The sequence below is a fragment of the Edwardsiella sp. A.80236 genome (assembly GCF_044540725.1).
GTDB lineage: Bacteria > Pseudomonadota > Gammaproteobacteria > Enterobacterales > Enterobacteriaceae > Edwardsiella > Edwardsiella tarda.
This window is the reverse complement of record NZ_JBIUCY010000002.1, coordinates 129,664-146,736: the sequence shown is the minus strand read 5'-3', so window position 1 is coordinate 146,736 and position 17,073 is coordinate 129,664. Positions and strand designations below refer to the sequence as shown.

The following is a 17,073-nucleotide window of genomic DNA, read 5'->3' as shown; positions in this document are numbered from 1 at the left end:
GCGGGCTATGCCCACGATCTTCCCGACGCGCCCCCTCCTCGGCTCCGCTCTCGACGCCAAAACAAAACACGATGTGATGTATTTGCTTGATCTCATCTCCACCGCAATCGTTTTTCTTGCAGTAGAATACGCCAGCAGGGTGTCCGTCTGCGACGGAGCCGTACACCATGGCGAACGCTGCCGGATGCGATGACAGCGTAGCGCCCAACTTTATTTGCCCGGTCATTGGCCGGTCGACAATGGGAGACAGTGATGACGCCAACCACGCTATCACGCCTGCGCAAGTACAAGCAGGACAAGCATAAGTTCGCTACGATCACCGCATACGATGCCAGCTTCGCCCGGCTATTCGCCGAGCAGGGCATCGATGTGATGCTGGTCGGAGACTCTCTGGGGATGACCCTACAAGGGTATGACACCACCCTGCCGGTGACGGTGGCGGACATCGCCTACCACACCCGAGCGGTACGCCGTGGCGCGCCAAACTGCCTATTGATGGCCGACATGCCCTTCATGTCTTATGCCACCCCGGAGCTGGCTTGCGCCAACGCCGCCGAACTGATGCGCGCCGGGGCGAACCTGGTCAAGCTGGAAGGCGGCGCCTGGTTAAGCGATACCGTGCGGATGCTGACCGAGCGGGCGGTGCCGGTATGCGGCCATCTCGGGCTACAGCCCCAGTCCGTCAATATTCTCGGCGGCTACCGCATACAAGGACGCGATCAGGATACGGCTGACCAGTTATTGTCCGATGCCTTGGCGCTGGAAGGAGCCGGAGCCCAATTGCTGGTCTTGGAGTGCGTCCCGTCCGTGGTCGCCAAGACCATCACGCAGGCACTACGTATCCCGGTCATCGGCATCGGTGCTGGCCGAGAGACCGACGGCCAGATCCTGGTGATGCATGACGCCCTGGGGATCAGCAGCGGGCGCATGCCCAGCTTCGTGAAGAATTTCCTGGCCGACGGCGGTGACATCCGCGCGGCGGTGCGCCGTTACGTCGACGCCGTCGAGCAGGGGCAATTCCCCGCCGACGAACATACCTTTAACTGAGCAAGATCCTGTCGGGCGGCTCCACGGACCGCCCCTTTTATCTGCTGGAGAACAAGCTGTGCTGATTATCGAGACTATCCCGCTGTTGCGCCGCGAAGTACGCCGCTGGCGCCAGGAGGGGAAACGTATTGCGCTGGTCCCGACCATGGGAAACCTGCATGAAGGGCACATGACGCTGGTACGCGAGGCGCGCGCCCGGGCCGATGTGGTGATCGTATCGGTATTCGTCAATCCCATGCAGTTCGATCGCCCCGACGATCTGGCGCGTTACCCACGCACCCTGCAAGAGGACTGCGAAAAGCTCAACCGCAACGGCGTGGATCTGGTCTTCGCCCCGGCCGCCGACGAGATCTACCCGCAGGGTGTCGGGCAACAGACCTATGTCGATGTCCCCGCCCTCTCCACCATCCTCGAGGGTGAGAGCCGCCCGGGCCACTTCCGCGGCGTCGCCACCATCGTCAGCAAGCTATTTAACCTGGTGCAGCCGGATCTGGCCTGCTTCGGCGAGAAGGATTATCAGCAGCTCCAACTGATCCGCAAGCTGGTGGCGGATCTGGGTTACGGTATCGAGATCGTCGGCGTGCCGATCGTCCGCGGCGAGGATGGCCTGGCGCTGAGCTCGCGTAACGGCTACCTCGACAGCGATGAACGCCGCCTCGCCCCACGCTTATATAACATCATGATGCAGCTGGCCACCCAGCTAGAAAATGGCGAGCGCAATCTGGATGAGCTGCTAGAACAGACCGCTGGCCGCCTGCGCCAAGCGGGCTTCCGCCCCGACGTTCTATTCATTCGTGACGCGGATACCCTCGGTGAGGTGACGCTGGACACCCGCTCGGCGATCATATTAATGGCCGCCTGGTTGGGCCAGGCACGCCTGATCGATAACGTCCGCGTTGCGTTTAGTGCCGACGCATAATGCGTAACGGCTAGACAGCGACGGCAAAATGCGCAACCATGACGTAAACCGTCTATACGAATGGATGGTTTACGTCATATTTTTACCGGGCCGCTCGGCGGCTCCATTACGATGATTACAGGTATTACACTATGGTACGTACAATGCTGCAGGGCAAACTGCACCGCGTGAAAGTCACCCAGTCCGACCTGAATTATGAAGGCTCCTGCGCCATCGATCAGGACTTTATGGACGCGGCCGGTATCCTGCAATATGAGGCCATCGACATCTACAACGTCGATAATGGTCAGCGCTTCTCCACCTACGCCATCGCCGCCGAACCCGGCTCGAAGATCATCTCCGTCAATGGCGCCGCCGCTCGCTGCGCCTGCGTCGGCGACAAACTGATCATCTGTAGCTATGTGCAGATGCCCGACGAACAGGCCCGGACACACCATCCGAGGGTGGCCTACTTCGATGGGGACAACCAGATGAAACGCCTGGCCAAGTCTGTCCCGGTCCAGGTCGCCTGATCGCCGGCTGCGGGGCTAACGTCCCGCTCTAGTACGCCGCTACCTCGCATTTCTCGCGCTATCGTTCATACTCTGGTGACGTGCATCCCCCGCCCCCTAAGCCCTTCGCTTACCCCGATGACGCCGCTAAGGATAGCCAGGCATGACGATTTGCCGTTGGCCACAGCGCGCCCCGCCAGGCCGCCTGCTAGGGTGGCTACTGCTCTATATCCTTCTCTGGACGGGGGTAACGCAATACCTAGACCCGGCGCTCCCCTATGATGCCGTCGAGGCGATGAACTGGGGGCAGAACGGTGAATGGGGATCGCCGAAAAATCCCTGGCTAGTCGGCGCGATGATGCGGTCACTGCTCTACTTTCCCGCCTTATCTCCCGAGCACTACTGGTATCTCTGCCACTTTGTCGTCATCGCTGGCGGTATGCTAGGGGTCTGGATGTTGACTCGCCGCCTCACCGGCCGAGCCGATCTCGCCTGGCTGGCCTTGATGAGTCTGAATCTCTCAGGCAGCATTAACATCGACATGCTGCCGTATAACGACAATTATCTATTAGTCGGCCTGTGGCCCTGGCTATTCTGGGCGCTGGCGCGAGCATTAGCTACCGACTCACCCCGCTGGGGGTGGCCATTATTCGCCCTGCTCGCCGGACTCGCGACGATGGCAAAATACTCCACCGTGGCGCTGCTGCTGTTACTGTTGCTCGCCACCCTCATCAGCCCCCCGCTTCGCCCCCTCTACCGCCAATGCCGTTTTTGGCTGGCGATCGCGATCTATTTCGCCTTAGTCACGCCTAACGCGCTATGGCTCACCCAGCACCAGTTCGCCGCTATCCACTGGGTGAGCGGTCAACTGCATCCTGAACCGAATCTACATGCCAGCCTCGCGATGCTGACTGTATTTTACCCTCTGCTCATCATGACCCTACTGGTGTATCTGAGCGGGGGGCGGCTACATTGGCCAGCACCGGGGGCGCTACGCCTATCCATGCTTATGCTGCTGATCCCCTTAGCGCTGATCCTACTGTGGCTGACGCTCTATCGTGGCGGTCGCATCACCGAATGGCTACAGCCCTTCGTCATACCCGCCATCGCACTGCTCTGCGCCAGCCTGCGCGGCGTATCCTCACGGCAGATTCGCCGTCTCAGCCGAGGGTTATCTCTGCTCGCGCCGCTGGTACTATGCGGTTATGCCGTAGTCTACCTGCTGGATCTACGCGGCTGTGGGCAGGAGTGGAGCGGGTTGAAGCCCTTCGCGCGACAGGCGGAGACATTCTGGCGCCAGCAGAGCCCGACACCACTACGCCTGGTGGGCGGCGACTATCTGCATCAATGGTTATTGGTCTATGCCATAGCGCGCCCACGCACCATTCAACCCTGGCAGAGAGACACCCCTACCCCACCCAATATCTATACGCCGGGGATCACCCAGGCGCGTATCGAGCGTGATGGCGTATTACTGGTTGGCCGACTGGGAGCCCCCTGCTCCCCGGCCGCTTTCCGTGCCGTCTGGCGCGATTGGCCGGAACTCCAGCCACATGCCTACCGTCAAATCGACTTCGTCGCCCAGCCCGGCGCGCCGCATCAGCCGCTCTGCCTGGCGATCGTTCCCCCGCGCCGCGGGACTAATCCAGCGGAATAACGCTCTGCATGAGCGGAGGGAGGCGGATCGGAACCGGCGTATCGACCGGTGGCACATCCTGTGGCCGATTGGCGATCAAGCGCGCCATGGTCTGTACCGAGTCGGTACGCAATACATACAGTCGCTTCAAGGTGTAGGGATTATCGCCACGCCGTACCTTACCGCGCATGGTGGTCACCGCCATGTGGTAGCCTGCCTGGTGCGCCGCCTCGATCGCCTTACGATTGAAGGCGCCAAAAGGATAAGAGAGGTATTGCACATGCGGATTAAACTGTGTCAGCGCACGACGCGAACGGGCGAAGTCGAACAGAATATTGTGTTGGCTGCGTTGCAGCAGGATCGGCCGCTTATCTGCCGAGAGGCGATGCAGAAAATGGGTATGCGACTGAATATCGAATACCGACTGGATGGCGCGGAGCTCCGACAGGCTCATAAACTGCAAGCCGTTAGGGTTCCACGGCTGTGGGTGGCGCTTAATACGCGAGGAGACGATAAACGCGGTCGCCCGCTGACCGTTTTTCTTCAGAATCGGATAGGCGTAGCGGTAAACCGACTTTAGCCCATCGTCGAAGGTCAACGCCACGGCTCGCGCCGGAAGGTTTTCATTGCCGCGCAAATACCCCTCTAACTGATAGAGGGAGATGGTCAGATAGCCGGCCTGGCGCAGGTAGGCCATCTGGCTGTCAAATGCCTCGACCGAGGTGGTTGTCGAGGTATGACGGAAACGATGGTTATCCTGGTTACGCAGGATGTGATGGTAGGTGAGGATCGGAATACCGTTATCCAGCTCAACCTTATCGGCACGCACATAGGCTAAGCGCCCGCCCAGGTTGATCACCATCCAGCGCTGACCCGTCGTATCGGTCTCTTCCGCCAGGATGGGATAACGTAGATTGGCGGCTAAGGTCGCCAACGGCGGCGACTGGAGGTCGCTACGGCCATAAATCATCACAGGATGCAAAGTCAGCAGATAGTCCCGACTCTTGCGGTGCAGCAATGCCACCTCGCGCGCGGCGGGCAGTGGCGGCGAGGCTGGCACCAATGCATCGCGCGCAATAAAACCGCTGGCGTTAGCGAAACGAAAGATAAAGTACCCCGTCTCATCCGGCTGCACTTCGAGCAGTGTCCCGGCCTGAAGGCGCGCGACCGGAATGATGCGATCGCCGACCGGCGAATAGACCGTGCTCGCGTGTGCGGTGACCATATAGCGGGCAACGATCGAATCCGATGTCGATGCAGACGGCAACGATGGCTGCGCCAGCGTCGAGAACGAAACCAGCAGGAGTAATCCCGCCCAGCAGAAAGACTTATACATGAAAACAATCAATATGGGGCATCCAATGCCCAATGAGTGATGTTTTCAGCATAACACGCGTTGGCGACGCTCGCCAAAGCCGCCGCCGACGTTTATCCCGGGGCGTTACAAGCGCCCGGCACTACCACAAAGCCGGATCTTCTCGGCGACCACGGCACGCATCGCCTGCTTCCCGGCGGCCATATATTGACGGGGATCGTTCGCCTCGGGATGCGCGTGGAAATAACGCTTCAACGCGTCGGCGAAGGCGATCTTCAACTCCGTCGCGACATTCACCTTGCAGATCCCCAAAGCGATCGCCTCACGTACCATCTCGGCCGGCAATCCCGATGCACCATGCAGCACCAACGGAATCGCCACACGCTGGCGAATCGCCGCCAGGCGAGCAAAGTCGAGATGTGGCTCACCCCGATACAAACCATGCGCCGATCCGATCGCCACGGCCAGTGAGTCGATTCCACTACGCTCGACGAACTCGGCCGCCGCCTCGGGATCGGTCAGCCGACTCTCCGCCTCATCGACCTGCCTGTCATCCTCCTGCCCGCCGAGTCGCCCGAGCTCCGCCTCCACACTGACACCATAACGCCGACAGAAGCGCACCACCTCCGCCACCGTCGCGATATTCCGAGCGAAAGGCAACGCTGACGCATCGATCATCACAGAGCGCACACCGGCACGCACCTTAGCGCCAATGTCGGTGGGCGATTCATGGTGATCCAGATGCAAGGCCAGTGGCAAGTCATGGCGAGCGGCAGCCTGGCGACAGAGCACCACCAGATTATCGGTACCGGCGTAGCTGAAGGTCCCCGGTGTGCCCGCCAGGATCACTGGCGAGGCCAACTCGGCGGCGGTTTCAGTCACCGCCTGGATCGTCTCTAGGTTATGAATGTTGAAGGCCGGCACCGCATACCCCTCGCGCTGCGCACGGTATAACATCTCACGATTGGCGATCAGATACATAACGACTTCCCCCTCTCGGTTAGCCGATGTCTCCCACACGGCGCGGCGATTCGCCTCGCCATGGTGGGGGTCATCTTCGGGCTACGACCACTTAAGCAACCCATCACACACGGCCTAGATACCATCGACATCTGATCGGGCTTGATGCGCCCCCTGATGCTGACACTCGTGCCACAAACTGGTCAGCCCCCGACGACCACACGCCAATGCCTGATCGCGAAATGCAGTAACGCTGAGCCCATCACGCTCCAGCATCATCTCCGCCGCCAACTGCATATTGGTACCGGTCAACAACTCATAGCCATGGTGTGCTGCCAACAATGCCGCCTGGCGGAATGGCGAGCCTCCCAACAGATCGCTGAGGATCACCACGCCCTCGCCGCTGTCACAGGCTCGGCACGCCGCATTTAACGCCTGCGCCAATGCGACCGTACTCATCCCCTCGGGAAAGTCGACCGCCTGGCACTGCATCTGGGGGCCCACCACCTGCTCCACGCCTTGTAGCAAGCCGCTGGCAAAACGACCATGCCCGGTCATCACGATGCCCAACATGAGGCCTCCTTAGAGCCAACCGACCCATTTGCCAGCGATGCCGATCAATACCGTCACCCCGATCAGTTTGATCGGCGAATAGCCACGCTTCATCAACCAGTACACCAATAGGGTGAAGCAGAGTGGCAGCAGATTGGGCATCAACTTATCCAGAACATCTTTCTGTAGCGCGACCGTCGCCTTGCCGGCATGCATCACCAATGGCGTCGAGAGATGCACATAGGAGGCCACCAGCGCCCCAATCACCGTCATGCCGACGATCGAAGCCGCATGGGAGATGTTCTTGGTGTGGGTCTTCAGTAACGCCAAGGCGCTGGTCCCCGCACTGTAGCCGTAGTGCGCCAGGCCGAAGCGCAGGGCGAAATGGACGGCGTTAAATAACAGCAGGAATACCACCGGTCCGAACAGGCTCCCCTCGAGCGCCAACGATGCCCCGATACCGGCGCAGATTGGCAACAGCGTCAGCCAGAATAACGCGTCGCCGATCCCCCCCAGCGGCCCCATCAACGCCACCTTGACCGCACGGATGGTGGAGATTCGCTCCTTGCCGCGCTCCATCGCCAACACCAGACCGGAGAGGAAGGTCACGTCGAATGGGTGGACGTTGATAAACTCCATATGCATCTTCATCGAGTTGGCCAGATCCTCCGGATTGCGATGGATCTTGCGCAGCCCTGGGATCAGGGTGTACAACCAGCCACCCGCCTGCATACGCTCGTAGTTAAAGGAGGCTTGCAATAACAGGGATCGCAAGGCCATGATATTGATATCTCGCCGACTCAACGCCTGCCCGGGAGTCTGATCGACATAGTCATCACGCTCCACGCGGCTGGTCGCCAGCGCCTGCGCCATACGCTTCTCCGCCTTGGCGAGCTGCACATCATCACTCTCGTTAAATGCCATCTTCTTCCATCTCCTGGTTGTGGGAGGCGTTCGCACGCGGCTCCGGCGTATTGTCATGACGGGTACGGTTAAAAAAGTCGATCAGGGCGATCGCCAGGGCGCCCAACGCCACCGCGATAATCGGCATATTGAGGAAGGTGACCGAGATGAACCCCAAAATGAAATAGGCCACATAGGTCTTCTTCATCATGATCTTCATCAGTAGCGAGAAGCCGATGGCGGGCATCATTCCGCCGGCGACGGAGAGGCCGTCTAATAACCATGTCGGTGCCTTTGCGACCATGGCGCTGGCCGCATCGGCCCCCAGATAGACCGGCAGGAAGGCGACGATGAAGTAGAAGCAGAATAGGATCAGCAGCCCGGCATAGTTCACCCATTCGACGCCACGCCAGTTGAGTTTTTTCACCATCTCATCGCAGCGATGCATCATCGGCGAATAGACGGTAAACAGCAGGGTGATACACCCTTGTACCGCGATGGAGAACGGCACCGCCACGCCGATAGCGACTTTGGGGTCGGCATGCGTCAGGATGGCAAATGCGGTGCCGATTACCCCGCCGATGACCACGTTAGGCGGCTGGGCACCGGCCAGCGGCACCATTCCCATCCACACCAGCTCTAATGTCCCGCCGACCAGCAGGCCGGTATAGACATCACCTAAGATCAGCCCAACTAGCGGGCCGATCACCAGCGGACGGTGAATATGGGTCAAACCATCGAACAGATCGATGCCGGCAATCCCCGCCAGCAGTCCAATCAACAATGCATCGGTTAACATGATTCGCCTCCTGGGGTCAGCCCAACAGCCGGTTAATCGGTTCGCCGGCCTCATCTGGCACGCGCCGGATCTCGCATGCGATGCCGAGCGAACTCAGCGCCTGAAAAGCGGCCACATCGTCGTCATCAACCGAGACCGTCTTGTGGATCTGGCGTTTTCCCTCGGAGAAATGCATATTGCCGACATTAACAAACTGGATCGGGACACCGCCGCGTACCAGGGTCAACACATCCTGAGGCGTCTTACAGACCAGGAAGATCTTTTGGCGATCGGCGGCCTTGTGGATCACATCGATCGTCTTCTGCAGCGTGAAATAACGCGTCTGTACGCCGTCGGCAACCACCATGTCCATCAAGTTCTGTTGGACAGGATCGGCAGCGGCGGCATCGTTAGCGACCAGAACCAGATTGGCGCCCAGGGTATTGGTCCAGGTCACACCAACCTGCCCGTGTACCAAGCGGTTATCGATCCGGGTCATTAGGATGTTGGGTTGCGACATAATTCACACCTCCATCTCGGTTATCGGGGAATGCGTTAGCGGATAATCATGGATCACCACCCCCTGCACCACGCGATTCACCTCGCCACTCGGGCAGGGGTTATCTGGCGTGATGCCCAGGGCCAGTGAGGTTTCAAAGGCCAAGATTTGCAGATACAACAGAAAGGGGAATAACAGCCAAACCTCATCAAGGTCGCTTGCCAGGGAGAGCGCATCGGGTTCTACGGCACCGCTCAACGCCACGATCTCCTGCGCCAATCCATCCCGACGCAGCTCAGCCAACAAGTCGAGATCGTAGCAACGGCAGTAAGGCTCGGCGCTCAACATCGTCACCACCAGCGTTTGTGGGCCGACCATAAACTTCGGGCCGTGGCGCAATCCCATGGCGGAGTCGTAACGGGTCGCGATGCGCCCCGCCGTTAGCTCCAACATTTTCAACGCCGCCTCCTCGGCCACACCGGTAAAGGCGCGACTCCCCAGCACCAGCAGGCGTTGAAAACCACGCCCGGCGAGCTGTTTGATCGCCGGTAGCCACACGGGTAACACCTGGCGGCACAACGCCATCATCCGTTGTAGCCCGTCGGGGCTCTCTGCCAAGGCGTGTGGGCCGAGCAACAGCGCACAGGCCAGCATCATGCAACTGAAGCTTGAGGTCATGGCAAAACTTTGATCGTGCGAGCCCTGCGGCATGATCAGTGAGCAGGCGTTCGCACGCCCTTCGGCATAACGAGCCAACTCACCGTCGGGGTTACAGGTCAACAACAGGTGAAAGCAACGGGGTAACAAACGATCGGCCAGCGCCAGCGCCGCCACGCTCTCCGGACTGTTGCCGGAGCGGCCGAAAGAGACCAGCAATGTCGGCCGGCGAGGATCCAAGTATTGTCGTGGCGACGGTACGATATCGGTCGTCGCGTAGGCCACCACCTCCCACCCGCACTGTTCTCGTAGCCAGGGCGCCAACGCCCGCCCGACAAACGCCGACGATCCGGCGCCACACAGCACGATCTGAAGATTGGGCTGCGCCAGCACGGCCGCTAAGAAAGGCTGCCAACGCGCCTGTTCCTCATGCAACGTTCGGTGTAAGGTCTGCCACAGTCGCGGCTGTTGCGCTATCTCATGCGCGGTATGCCAGGCACCATGCGCCTGCAACCACGCGGGGGAATAGCCTAAAACATCATCACACATCTACTGACTCCTCAGACTGACTCATGACGTGAACGGCTTCGTGGCCAAACGCGGAGCAAAGGCTCCCCATCGCACGGCCGCAAAGCGACTGCGTTCTCATAGGGCAAAGGGACGGCAGGCAAACACCATCAACCGTCGGCGATAATCACCTCCACGCCTAAATCAAGCAGCGTACGGTGATACACCTCCGGGATGCGGCTATCGGTGATCACACGTTGGATCTGTGCCGCGCCGCGAATGGTACAAAAGCTTTTTCGCCCGAATTTACTGGCATCAACGACGGCAATAATCTCGCTGGCAACATCACACATCACTCGGTTGAGTTGTGCCTCGCCGCGATGGGGAGTGGTAATGCCACACTCCAGATCAAAGCCATCGACACCGAGGAATAAGCGGTCGAAGTGATACTGGCGCAGCTGCTGCTCGGCGGCATGACCATACAGTGAGTACGAGTTAGGCCGCATATTGCCGCCTAAAACCAGTACCTCAACTTGCTCATAACCGGTCAATTCACAGGCGATATTCAGGGCGTTGGTCATCACCACCAGATCTCGACGCGCCTTAAGAAACGGGACGATCTGTGCCGTTGTCGAGCCAGAATCAAGGATCAAGGTATCGCCATCCTGCACCAACGCAGCCGCTCGGGCAGCGATGCGCGACTTCACATCGCGATTCAAGCGCCCCTTATCGTGCAATGGCCGATCGAACACAAACTGCTGGTTCAACATCGCGCCACCATAAGAACGCAATGCGCACCCCTTGCGCTCCAAATAGCGCAGATCGTTGCGGATAGTCACACTGGAAACACTAAAGTGGTGACGCAACTGCTCAACCCGCACGCTGCCCTCCTGGCACAACTGATCGATAATCTGCTCGCGGCGTTTTACGGTATCGATGCCCATGCCCACCTCCAAGTGCGGTCAATCACAGATGTAATCGTTTTCATTCGGCGTATGAGAATTACAGCAAAGGAATAGCGAGGAAGGTGTGATCGCAGTTGCAGCTTATTTTTCCGTCAGATCAAGGGCAAAAACCTTTCACTTAATTGCCAACCGAAAGGTTTTCACTACGATCAATCTGGCGCGCAGATGTCATCACATTCCCCATTGATGCCCTTAACGAACTCACGATGCGTTAGCAAGCGAAAGAAATATCGGGAGAAAATGGTGACTGAACGTTGCGTTGTCTAACCGATGGAGATCACATTTTTGTCTTTTACCCCGCGATCATGCACACAACGTAAGCGGCAGGCGAGGCAGGCGACGTCGATCACCCTGCCAGTGATCACAATGGGTAATCACGGCCAGCCATGCGGCAAAATCGTGGGAGCGACTCATCCCATCAAAGGATGGGCGTAGTCGGTGATATGACGGGGAAAGCAACCGAATAGAAAGAGTGGCGAAGCATCATCGGCGGCGGGGCGGATCACACTATGGGCTACGCGCTTAGGACTCCGGCGGCATAAATAGCGCCGCCTGGCGGCTCTGCTCATGCCATAGACTCGTGACGTGATTGCGCGTCTGCGCCAGGAGCGCCTCACGGAAGGCGACGGCATCACCGATTCCGCGCTGTGGCCACTGCTCGGCTAACGCCGCCAGGCTGACACCGACCACGACCTCGCAGTGTGGATGCTTATGGCACATCAGCGCCGCGGCCCGAAAGGGTGGCGCCCCGAGAATATCTGCGATGATCACGACCCCATCGCCGCTATCCACCTGGTGGAGCGCATCGCACATCATACGGCTCAGCATATTGCTACTGACCCCGTCGCTAAACTCCACGCCGATACATTGGATCGGGCGGGCACCCAGCAGCTGCGTCAATGCCTTCATCATCCCGCTACCAAAGCCGCTATGACCGGCGAATACGATACCCAGCATAGATCTTCACCCCTGCACGCTGCGCGCCATGCGGCGCCTCTCAATAAGGATGGTGTAGCAGGAAATGACCTGGCTGGCAGCAATCACAGGCAACGGCGCATCAGGAGTGTGAAGTTAGGCGGAAATGGTGGATTTTACAGCGCCTGCCCTGTGATCAGCGGCAGGCACTGCAAGATAGCGCAGAATCAACTACGTAAGCCACGGCCTCGCTCGATAAGATACCAAGCCATCAGGTAGAGCACGACGATAAAACCCAGCAGGACGGCAAAGGTTTGCGTTAAGGAGACGTCATGGATCCCCAGGAAGCCATAGCGGAATCCACTGATCATGTAGACGATGGGATTGAGCTTGGAGACCGCCTGCCAGAAGGGTGGCAGCAAGCTCAGCGCATAAAATACCCCGCCCAGGTAGGTCAACGGCGTCAGTACAAAGGTCGGTACCAGGCTGATATCATCGAAAGTACGCGCATATACCGCATTGATCAGCCCGCCCAGAGAGAACAGGATCGCGGTGCACAGCAACGTCATTACGACCACTAGCCAACTGTTGACCACCAGCGGGACAAAAAACAGCGAGACCAACGTCACCAGGAAGCCGACGCATACGGCACGGGCTACCCCACCACCGATATAACCGGCGATGATCACGTGGGTCGGCACCGGCGCGACCAGCAACTCCTCAATACTGCGTTGAAATTTAGCGCTAAAAAAAGAGGCGGCCACGTTGGCGTAGGCGTTGGTGATCACCGACATCATGATCAACCCAGGCACAATAAACTGCATATAGCTGAAGCCATGCATCTCGCCGATGCGCGAGCCAATCAGATTACCGAAAATGATGAAATACAGCGTCATGGTGATCACCGGCGGTACCAGCGTCTGCACCCAAATACGGGCGAAACGATGAACCTCTTTACTCCAGATGCTGCACAGCGCCACCCAGTACAAACGGCTCATGACTGTTTCTCCTGTTCATCGTTGAGCAATGACACAAACAACTCCTCCAACCGGTTGGCCTTGTTACGCATACTCAATACTTGGATCCCTTGAGCGCTCAGCTGGCTGAACAGGCCATTCAGTCCCTGCTCACGCAATACCTCAACCTCCAACGTGGCGGTATCGCACAACTGATACCGATACCCCTCCAGACGGGGTAACGGGCTCTTCGGCGCCAGATCCAGGATAAAGGTTTCCGATTCAAGCTTGGCCAGCAGGGCCTTCATCGAGGTGTTCTCCACCAGCAGACCATGCTGAATGATGCCGATATTACGACACAGCATCTCCGCCTCTTCCAGATAGTGGGTGGTGAGAATGATGGTGGTGCCCTGCGCGTTCAGCTCCTTGAGAAATCCCCACATCGCCCGGCGCAGCTCTATATCCACCCCGGCGGTCGGCTCATCGAGGATCAACAGTTTCGGCTGATGCATCAGCGCGCGGGCGATCATCAGGCGACGTTTCATTCCCCCCGATAACATCCGCGCCCGCTCGTTACGCTTTTGCCATAGATCCAACTGACTTAGATAGCGCTCGGCGCGTTGCATCGCCTCATGACGGGTCACGCCGTAATAACCGGCCTGATTTACCACGATCTGCAATACCGTCTCGAACGGGTTAAAGTTGAACTCCTGTGGCACCAATCCCAACTGGCGTTTGGCGTTGACCAGATCGCGATCGATATCGTAACCGAATACACTCACTTGCCCGCTGCTTTTGTTAACCAGCGAACTAATGATGCCTATAGTGGTCGATTTTCCTGCGCCGTTGGGTCCTAGCAGCGCATAGAAGTCGCCGGCCTCGACGGTTAAATCAATGCCACGCAGCGCCTGAACGCCGCCGGCATAGGTTTTGGTGAGCTGTGATAGCTCGAGAGCATTAGTCATGGCGATGGGTCAACCTTACGTCAAGCGTTTTGCTTTGGAAGTGACTGGGTAAGCACCGACTCGCTCCGCAAGCGCGGCAAAACGGCGCGCCCCGTAGGCGAAGACGGTATAATTATATGTTACATGGCGTGTCGGGTGAAATCACGCTGCTGCCACGGGCGGGCTTACTTTGCTATGATGCAATGATTCATTGCTGTCGTGGAAGACATCCTGTGCCACCGTTAATTTGGCTTATCGAAGATCGGGCCGACGTCGCCGACTCGCTGATCTATACGCTGGAAACGGAAGGGTTTAACGTATGCTGGTTTAGCCACAGCCAGCCCGCCCTTGACGCCCTGAAACAACAAACTCCTCAGTTAGCTATCGTACACACCGTCCTCCCCGACGGCTCAGGCATCGCGCTTGGGCGCGTGCTACAAACACGCCATCCCGCCCTCCCTTTGCTCTTCTTCGCCGACAACAGCGAGCAACTGACACAACTCAGTAGCGAAGCCCCGCCGCACAGCACGGCTATCGTCGCCCCCTTCTCCGCACGCGAAGTCTGTGCTCGATTACGCACCCTGCTACAACACCCGGATAAAACGCATGCCCGAGCTACCCGCCTGGAGTGCTACGGCGACTTCACCCTTAACGAGGCGCGTAACTGTGCCCATTATTATGGCCATGCCTTACAGTTAACGCGGGCGGAATACCTGTTGTTAAAAACCTTGTTACAAAACCAGGGCCAGGTATTCACGCGCCGCCAGTTGAATGACCTGCTACGACCGTTGAATGAGAAGAGTGGCGAACGCTGCGTCGATCGCCATCTCAAGACGCTTCGCGCCAAGCTACAACGCATTACTCCGCACGCTATTCCCTTAAAAACGCATCATGGCGTCGGGTTTAGCATCGAGTGATACCGGCGCGGCTCGCCCCACTGTTCCGATTTCCAAAGCGAGCGGATTGGCCTATATTAGCGTCTTTCCTGTTACAGATGATTAACCCTGATGAAAGAAATCGAGAGACTGATCGCGAATAACCAGGCCTGGTCGCAGCAGGTAAAGGAGGACAATCCTCACTTCTTTACTAAACTGGCCGAATCCCAGCGTCCACGCTTTCTGTGGATCGGCTGCTCGGATAGCCGCGTCCCGGCAGAGCAGTTAACCGGTCTACAACCGGGGGAGTTGTTTGTACACCGTAATGTCGCCAACCTGGTCATCCATACCGACCTAAACTGCCTCTCCGTGGTACAGTATGCCGTCGATGTGCTACAGGTTGAGCACATCATCATCTGCGGTCACTTAGGCTGCGGGGGCGTTGAGGCCGCCATCACTAACCCAGAGTTAGGGCTGATCAATAACTGGCTGCTGCATATCCGCGATATCTGGTACAAACACAGCACATTGCTGGGCGAGCTGCCGCCGGAGAAACGTATGGATACCCTGTGCGAGCTTAACGTCATTGAACAGGTGTATAACCTGGGTCACTCCACGATCCTGCAATCGGCCTGGACGCGCGGCCAGAAGGTGATGATCCACGGCTGGGTCTATGGCTTACAGGATGGACGCCTACACGATCTGGACATCACGACCACCAGCCGCGAGAGCCTGGAGTTGCGTTATCGCAACGCGATGGCGAAGCTGTTACAACAGCAAGCGCAAGAAGGTTGAGGCGGCCATCGTCTAGGTCAATAAAAAAACGCTGTCCGGTCAACGGATTGATTGTGCGCCAACCATAGACTATCCCCTATACGATCGGGGGAAACATAAAGCAAAAAGGCGGCCTAGGCCGCCTTTATCTCATCCGATGGTGATACCCGTTACGGCCTATCACTCATCCTGCATGATGACTTTGCCGATATAAGGCAAGTAACGATAGCGCTGAGCGTAGTCGATACCAAAGCCAACCACGAATTCATCCGGGATCGAGAAACCGATATACTCGACCGGGACCTCGACTTCACGGCGGCTCGGCTTATCCAACAAGGTACAGATCGCCAACGAGTTCGGGCCACGCAGGCTAAATAGCTCACGCACCTTACTCAGGGTATTACCGGAATCAATGATGTCTTCAACGATCAGTACATCTTTGTCGCGGATATCTTCATCCAGATCTTTGAGGATCTTCACATCGCGTGAGCTGTTCATGGCATTGCCATAGCTGGAGGCCGTCAGGAAGTCGACTTCATGCGGTACGCTGATCTGGCGGCACAAGTCGGCCATAAAAATGAAGGAGCCGCGCAGCAGCCCCACCAACACCAGCTCTTTGCCACTGTTACGGTAACGTTCGGAAATCTGGCGTCCCAGTTCGGCTACGCGTGCCTTGATCTCATCTTCCGAGATCATGACTTCTACGGTATGTTTCATCGCTTTTACCTTGCGTATGTGCCGTCGCGCGTGGACGGCAAAATCAACCTGCCCTGCGCCGACGGGCCTTCCCGCCCAAGGGCACAAAACAGCGCGGCTTGTTAAGGGCGCAGAGTATAGCAGGCTAAGGGGGCTTCTTAAACGGTTGCGCGTCACCTGACCGCGCGGGTAGCGATATTCTTATTTAATAAATTACTCTGATTTCATATTAAAAATGAATATCAGGCTGTAGCCTAGGCGGTGAAATATGGTACCGTCCTAATACAATAACAAACTGTGTTTCCCGGTATGAAAAAATCCTCGCTACTGTTACTGCTGTTGGGCTTATTAAGTTTTACCACATCCAGTCGCGCGCTTGATGAGATGCAGGCGGAGGACTTGGCTGATTTGACCGCGATATTTGTCTATTTAAAAAATGATTGTGGTTATCACGAGTTGCCCAATAGCCAGATTAAGCGCGCGATTGTCTTTTTCGCCAGCCGCAACGGCTGGGATATGAGTAATTACAATACCAAAAAGATGAAGAAACTGGGTGAAGAGAGCTACCACGATTTAAGTCGTATCGCCATGCCGATAGAGACCAAATGCAAATACCTGGCCCGTGACTCCTTAGGCTTGCTCGCCTACGCTAACTAGCGCCCTCCGCCATCCCGTAGACCCGTG

Annotated in this window: 19 protein-coding genes; 7 read left to right on the top strand and 12 right to left on the bottom strand. The window is 57.7% G+C overall.

What is annotated here, in order from left to right; translation table 11 throughout:
* Window positions 1-252 precede the first annotated feature (252 nt).
* From panB to ACEQFP_RS02820, 4 genes are all read left to right on the top strand, one after another.
* Complete coding sequence (gene panB, locus ACEQFP_RS02835; protein ID WP_005282805.1) at window positions 253-1,047, top strand: 3-methyl-2-oxobutanoate hydroxymethyltransferase; 795 nt, start codon at window positions 253-255, stop codon at window positions 1,045-1,047.
* A gap of 58 nt (window positions 1,048-1,105) precedes the next feature.
* Window positions 1,106-1,966 carry a pantoate--beta-alanine ligase gene (gene panC / locus ACEQFP_RS02830; RefSeq protein ID WP_035597832.1) on the top strand — a complete coding sequence of 287 codons (861 nt, stop codon included), beginning with the start codon at window positions 1,106-1,108 and terminating at the stop codon, window positions 1,964-1,966.
* Window positions 1,967-2,097: 131 nt separating this feature from the next.
* A complete protein-coding gene (panD, locus tag ACEQFP_RS02825; RefSeq protein WP_005294898.1) occupies window positions 2,098-2,478 on the top strand; it encodes an aspartate 1-decarboxylase in 381 nt (126 codons plus the stop codon).
* A 142-nt stretch (window positions 2,479-2,620) separates the two neighbouring features.
* Window positions 2,621-4,114, top strand: a complete 1,494-nt coding sequence (locus ACEQFP_RS02820) for a glycosyltransferase family 39 protein (protein ID WP_370546956.1) — start codon at window positions 2,621-2,623, stop codon at window positions 4,112-4,114.
* Here ACEQFP_RS02820 and ACEQFP_RS02815 read toward each other — a convergent pair.
* From ACEQFP_RS02815 to ACEQFP_RS02765, 11 genes are all read right to left on the bottom strand, one after another.
* Window positions 4,098-5,429 carry a polysaccharide deacetylase family protein gene (locus tag ACEQFP_RS02815; protein WP_337977492.1) on the bottom strand — a complete coding sequence of 444 codons (1,332 nt, stop codon included), beginning with the start codon at window positions 5,427-5,429 and terminating at the stop codon, window positions 4,098-4,100. The two genes, ACEQFP_RS02820 and ACEQFP_RS02815, sit on opposite strands and share 17 nt — an antisense overlap.
* 105 nt (window positions 5,430-5,534) lie before the next feature.
* On the bottom strand, window positions 5,535-6,389 hold the full coding sequence (locus ACEQFP_RS02810) for a tagatose bisphosphate family class II aldolase (protein ID WP_370546958.1): 855 nt from the start codon (window positions 6,387-6,389) through the stop codon (window positions 5,535-5,537).
* A 114-nt stretch (window positions 6,390-6,503) separates the two neighbouring features.
* Window positions 6,504-6,941, bottom strand: coding sequence for a PTS galactosamine/N-acetylgalactosamine transporter subunit IIA (agaF, locus tag ACEQFP_RS02805; protein WP_005282783.1), 438 nt, complete (start codon window positions 6,939-6,941; stop codon window positions 6,504-6,506).
* 9 nt (window positions 6,942-6,950) lie between these two features.
* Window positions 6,951-7,844 (bottom strand): PTS system mannose/fructose/sorbose family transporter subunit IID, encoded by an 894-nt coding sequence (locus ACEQFP_RS02800; RefSeq protein ID WP_035596120.1) that lies wholly within the window; start codon window positions 7,842-7,844, stop codon window positions 6,951-6,953.
* Window positions 7,834-8,622 carry a PTS N-acetylgalactosamine transporter subunit IIC gene (gene agaW, locus ACEQFP_RS02795; RefSeq protein WP_035596126.1) on the bottom strand — a complete coding sequence of 263 codons (789 nt, stop codon included), beginning with the start codon at window positions 8,620-8,622 and terminating at the stop codon, window positions 7,834-7,836. Before agaW ends, ACEQFP_RS02800 begins: the two co-directional genes overlap by 11 nt.
* A gap of 16 nt (window positions 8,623-8,638) precedes the next feature.
* Window positions 8,639-9,121, bottom strand: coding sequence for a PTS N-acetylgalactosamine transporter subunit IIB (gene agaV, locus ACEQFP_RS02790; RefSeq protein ID WP_005282780.1), 483 nt, complete (start codon window positions 9,119-9,121; stop codon window positions 8,639-8,641).
* 3 nt (window positions 9,122-9,124) lie between these two features.
* Entirely contained in the window at window positions 9,125-10,306 is a 1,182-nt protein-coding gene (locus ACEQFP_RS02785) for an SIS domain-containing protein (protein WP_370546959.1), read from the bottom strand.
* Between the two features lie 128 nt (window positions 10,307-10,434).
* Window positions 10,435-11,208, bottom strand: a complete 774-nt coding sequence (gene agaR / locus ACEQFP_RS02780) for a transcriptional repressor AgaR (RefSeq protein ID WP_005282778.1) — start codon at window positions 11,206-11,208, stop codon at window positions 10,435-10,437.
* Between the two features lie 543 nt (window positions 11,209-11,751).
* Window positions 11,752-12,186, bottom strand: coding sequence for a PTS sugar transporter subunit IIA (locus ACEQFP_RS02775; RefSeq protein ID WP_005282771.1), 435 nt, complete (start codon window positions 12,184-12,186; stop codon window positions 11,752-11,754).
* A 185-nt stretch (window positions 12,187-12,371) separates the two neighbouring features.
* Complete coding sequence (locus ACEQFP_RS02770) at window positions 12,372-13,142, bottom strand: ABC transporter permease (protein WP_005282769.1); 771 nt, start codon at window positions 13,140-13,142, stop codon at window positions 12,372-12,374.
* On the bottom strand, window positions 13,139-14,065 hold the full coding sequence (locus ACEQFP_RS02765; protein ID WP_005282766.1) for an ABC transporter ATP-binding protein: 927 nt from the start codon (window positions 14,063-14,065) through the stop codon (window positions 13,139-13,141). Before ACEQFP_RS02765 ends, ACEQFP_RS02770 begins: the two co-directional genes overlap by 4 nt.
* A 212-nt stretch (window positions 14,066-14,277) precedes the next feature.
* Here ACEQFP_RS02765 and ACEQFP_RS02760 point away from each other — a divergent pair, with 212 nt between their 5' ends.
* Both ACEQFP_RS02760 and can read left to right on the top strand, forming a co-directional pair.
* Complete coding sequence (locus ACEQFP_RS02760) at window positions 14,278-14,961, top strand: winged helix-turn-helix domain-containing protein (protein WP_047060395.1); 684 nt, start codon at window positions 14,278-14,280, stop codon at window positions 14,959-14,961.
* Window positions 14,962-15,051: 90 nt separating this feature from the next.
* Window positions 15,052-15,714, top strand: a complete 663-nt coding sequence (gene can / locus ACEQFP_RS02755) for a carbonate dehydratase (protein ID WP_005282758.1) — start codon at window positions 15,052-15,054, stop codon at window positions 15,712-15,714.
* Window positions 15,715-15,873: 159 nt separating this feature from the next.
* Here can and hpt read toward each other — a convergent pair whose 3' ends face one another.
* Window positions 15,874-16,410 carry a hypoxanthine phosphoribosyltransferase gene (gene hpt, locus ACEQFP_RS02750; RefSeq protein WP_005282756.1) on the bottom strand — a complete coding sequence of 179 codons (537 nt, stop codon included), beginning with the start codon at window positions 16,408-16,410 and terminating at the stop codon, window positions 15,874-15,876.
* 288 nt (window positions 16,411-16,698) lie between these two features.
* Between hpt and ACEQFP_RS02745 the strand changes: the two genes are divergently transcribed.
* Window positions 16,699-17,046: a YacC family pilotin-like protein gene (locus ACEQFP_RS02745; protein ID WP_005282754.1), complete on the top strand. Its 348-nt coding sequence runs from the start codon at window positions 16,699-16,701 to the stop codon at window positions 17,044-17,046.
* Window positions 17,047-17,073 lie beyond the last annotated feature (27 nt).